A 3,600-nucleotide genomic window follows, 5' to 3' on the forward strand; every position below is an offset into this window, starting at 1 on the left:
GCCGGTGCGGACCATTCGTTGACACGGAAGAGGTCACTGGTTCGATCCCAGTATCGCCCACTCTACTGATTCCGGGGGCGACCCCCGGAGGCCCCACGTTGCGATGGTTGCTCCTTGCCGGGTGGTCTCGGTTCTCGGGTGGTTGCGGTTGTCATGCGTGGCCCAGCTGGGGGAGTTTGCTCGGCGGCCGTGCCTGGAGATCTTTGTTCTGACTCTGGCCAGTCACGTCGGTGAGTCGCTGGTTCGATCCCGGTTTGCCCACCATTCCTGCTGCTCCGGGCGAACCCGGGAGCAACCAGACCGAGCAGCGTCTCCGGGAACGCCGGCCTCGGGTGGTGGATCGAGGCCCGGCGGGCACGACCAGCTGCAACTCACGGCAGTCACGGCCCAGCGAGGCCAGGAGCCGATTCCGGGCCAGGTCCCGGTAGGGGTCGTTGACCAGGTTCGACGATCAAGGTTGCGACGCACACCGAATCCGCAGAACCGGCCGATACGACCGGCGATGTGCTTACCGTTCGGTCGTGGGTGAAATCGCGCAGCACATGAGGCTGATGCAATCGTGGTGGCTCGCGAGCGAGCTCATCCGGCGCCATCCCGACCTCGTACTCATCGAGATGCATCCCGGCGGTGGGCAGTACGACTGTCTGTCGCTGTTCCGCAACGGGGAAAGGGTCGTCTTCATCAATCGGGCCGGCACCGTGCAAATCCCGGACGACGAAAGCTTCCGGCCGCTGACCTTCGAACAGATCTTCAGCCGGCCGCCGTCGTCTGTGGTCAGAAGCATCGAGATGGGCGTTCGGCTTCCCTCCCCACAACGGTCGCCGATCTCGACACCGGCCGCGCTCACCTACCGGGTGATCGCCCAACTGATGGCCATCACGGTCAACGACAAGCGCTCGTGGGACGTGCGCAATGAAATCCTGGACACCAGCGGGTACGGCGGAGGTCCGCGCGGCTACGTCGACAAATTCCCGATAGCGGCCGAGCGCGCACAGCAGCGGCGACCGGATGATCTGCTCGGCATACCGCAATACCGTTACTGGGGCGTCATCCGAGACGATGAGCTGCTCGCCGTGCTCGACACGGACGGCTTCGCGTACGTCGGGGAGCACGTGTTGCATCTGCCCGGTCTCTACTCGGCGCACGGACGCAAGCTGACGTCATTGGTGGCAGCATCGCTGGGGTCGATCCTGCCGTGAGTGGGAAATATGCGATGCGTGCACGGCTTGACGCAATGCAAGGGGACCGGGCCGCCGGAGTGCTGCTAGGCGCCGCCTGCGGGGACGCGCTGGGCGTTCCGTACGAGTTCGGCAGCCGGGCCCTGGACGGCGAGCCCCGCATGCTCGGCGGCGGACTGGCAACTACCAGCCCGGCGAGTACAGCGACGACACCCAGATGGCCGTCTGCATCGCCGAGGTCGCCGCGACCGGAGCGGATCTCCGCGAGCCGGCCGCGCTGGACCGGATCGCCGCGAACTTTGTGCGGTGGGCCGAGGACGGCGCCACCGACATCGGCGTCCAGACGCAGCAGGTGATGCGGGCGGTGCGCGGCCACAGCCCCGATGGGCTGGCCGAGACGATGCGCGCTGCGGCCGAGGAGCTGCACCGGCGGACCGGCCGCAGCGCCGGCAACGGATCACTGATGCGCACCGGGCCGGTCGCACTCGCGTACCTGGACGACCCTGACGCCCTGGCGCAAGCCGCGCGAGCCGTCAGCGATCTCACCCACCATGACCCCCTCGCCGGCGACGCCTGTGTGATCTGGTGCGAGGGCATCCGGCGGGCCGTCCTCGACGGCACGTTCGACGGCGTGCGCGACGGCGTGGGGCTGCTGCTGCAGGCTCAGCGTGACAAGTGGGCGGCGTGGCTGGACGAGGCCGAAGCGCAAGTTCCACACACGTTCCCGAACAACGGATTTGTGGTGACCGCGCTGCAGGCGGCGTGGTCCGCGATCATGCGGACGCCCGTACCGGTAGAGGATCTGCCCAACGGCGTGTTCCGCTGCGACCATTTCCGGGACGCGCTGTACGCGGCGGTCGGCGCCGGTAACGACACCGACACGGTGGCCGCGATCGCCGGCGCGATGCTCGGCGCACGGTGGGGCGTGTCGGGCATTCCGTTGACCTGGCAGCGGATCGTGCACGGCTGGGGCGGCCACCGATCCGCTGACCTGATCCGGATGGCGTCGCTGAGCACCGGAGGCGGAAGCGCGGACCGGGTCGGCTGGCCCGGCTGCGATCGCATGGAGTCACCGATCCGGCAGCCGCTGATGACCGCCCATCCCGACGACGAGGGCGTGGTGCTCGGCAACCTGCTCACCGACGCGGTGGACAGCGGGGTCGACGCGGTGGTATCGCTGTGCCGGGTCGGCAAGAAGCAGTTCGAGCAGGTGCCGGCGGAGAATCAGGTGCAGGTCTGGCTGGTGGATCAGCCGGGCGCCAACGCCAACACGGCCTACGCGCTGGACCAGGCGGCCCGGATGGTCGCGGCGATGCGCGACGAGGGCCACAAGGTGTTGCTGCACTGTGCGGCGGGGAAGAGCCGGACGCCGGCGGTGGGCGCGCGATATGCGATGGTCCGGATGGGCCGCACCGGGGTGGACGCGCTGGGCGAGATGCGGGAGCTGCTGGACGAGCACGGCTACCTGGTGAACAACGAACTGCGCCGCGTCGTCGAGCGATTCGCCTGATCCATGGAGGAGATGGTCATCCGTCCCGGGCTGCGATTCGGCCTGTCGTGGTGGCTGGCCGCAGAGTTCACCCGGCGACACCCCGAGCTGATCGTCCGCGAAGTGGACGCCGACATCGCCATCTTCAACAGCCTGGACCTCATTGGCCCAGACAGCTCCCTGGTGCTGCGGCTCGGCCGGCTCAGGCGTCACGGCGTCGCCCTCCCGCCGGCCGAGCCGTCCGACTACTGGCCCTATCACCGCCTGCTGGAGGGCAAACTGACGGACCGCATCGAGTTCATCGAGTCCGCGGCCGGCCTGACGACGCCGAAGGCCATCCCGGCATCCACCCCGCGCACCCTGACCTACCGCGCCATAGCGCAGATCTCCACCATCACCATGCTGGATGACGGCAGGGAGATCGTCGCGCACAAGCCCTACGACGGAACGAAATTGTTCTACGAGTGCCCCGACCCGGGTCACTTCGCCGCCTTCCCGCTGGTCGAGGTCAACGACCCGGAAGCGCGTCAACGCCAGGACCGGTACTGGATTCTGAGCCGCAACGGCAGCGGCTATCTGGCCATGCTGGACACGGCGGGATACGTCTTCGTCGGAGAGTCGATGTTCCACCTGCCGACGGTCTATGCCCAGCGCAACGGCAACCTGTTGCGCACGGTGCTGGACGTCTTCGGCGAGATTTTCTAGCGGGCGTTACCTGCCCGGGGTTCGGCCGCTCGCGAGCCCCGCTGCCCTCATGCTGGCATGGTTGCTGTCGAGCGACTTGGTTCAGGCGGCCAGGCGCTGATCCAGAGCGGACGTGGACAGCAGCGTCTCGGCGATCACCAGGTCGATGGTCACCAGATCCGGCGCGGATTCCGCCAGCGCGGCGAAATTCGGCCACAACCGCTCCATCACCGGCCGGCTCTGGGCCAC

General features: G+C 67.9%; 3 protein-coding genes. All 3 read left to right on the forward strand.

The window, feature by feature from the left end; genetic code table 11:
• The first annotated feature begins 521 nt into the window (after nt 1-521).
• Nucleotides 522-1,199 (forward strand): hypothetical protein, encoded by a 678-nt coding sequence (locus AB0M20_RS32410; RefSeq protein WP_364304141.1) that lies wholly within the window; start codon nt 522-524, stop codon nt 1,197-1,199.
• Nucleotides 1,200-1,275: 76 nt separating this feature from the next.
• Nucleotides 1,276-2,688, forward strand: coding sequence for an ADP-ribosylglycohydrolase family protein (locus AB0M20_RS32415; RefSeq protein ID WP_364304143.1), 1,413 nt, complete (start codon nt 1,276-1,278; stop codon nt 2,686-2,688).
• A gap of 12 nt (nt 2,689-2,700) precedes the next feature.
• Nucleotides 2,701-3,372 carry a hypothetical protein gene (locus tag AB0M20_RS32420; protein ID WP_364304142.1) on the forward strand — a complete coding sequence of 224 codons (672 nt, stop codon included), beginning with the start codon at nt 2,701-2,703 and terminating at the stop codon, nt 3,370-3,372.
• The last annotated feature ends 228 nt before the right edge of the window (nt 3,373-3,600 follow it).

It is taken from the genome of Actinoplanes sp. NPDC051633, from assembly GCF_040681735.1.
Taxonomy (GTDB): domain Bacteria; phylum Actinomycetota; class Actinomycetes; order Mycobacteriales; family Micromonosporaceae; genus Actinoplanes.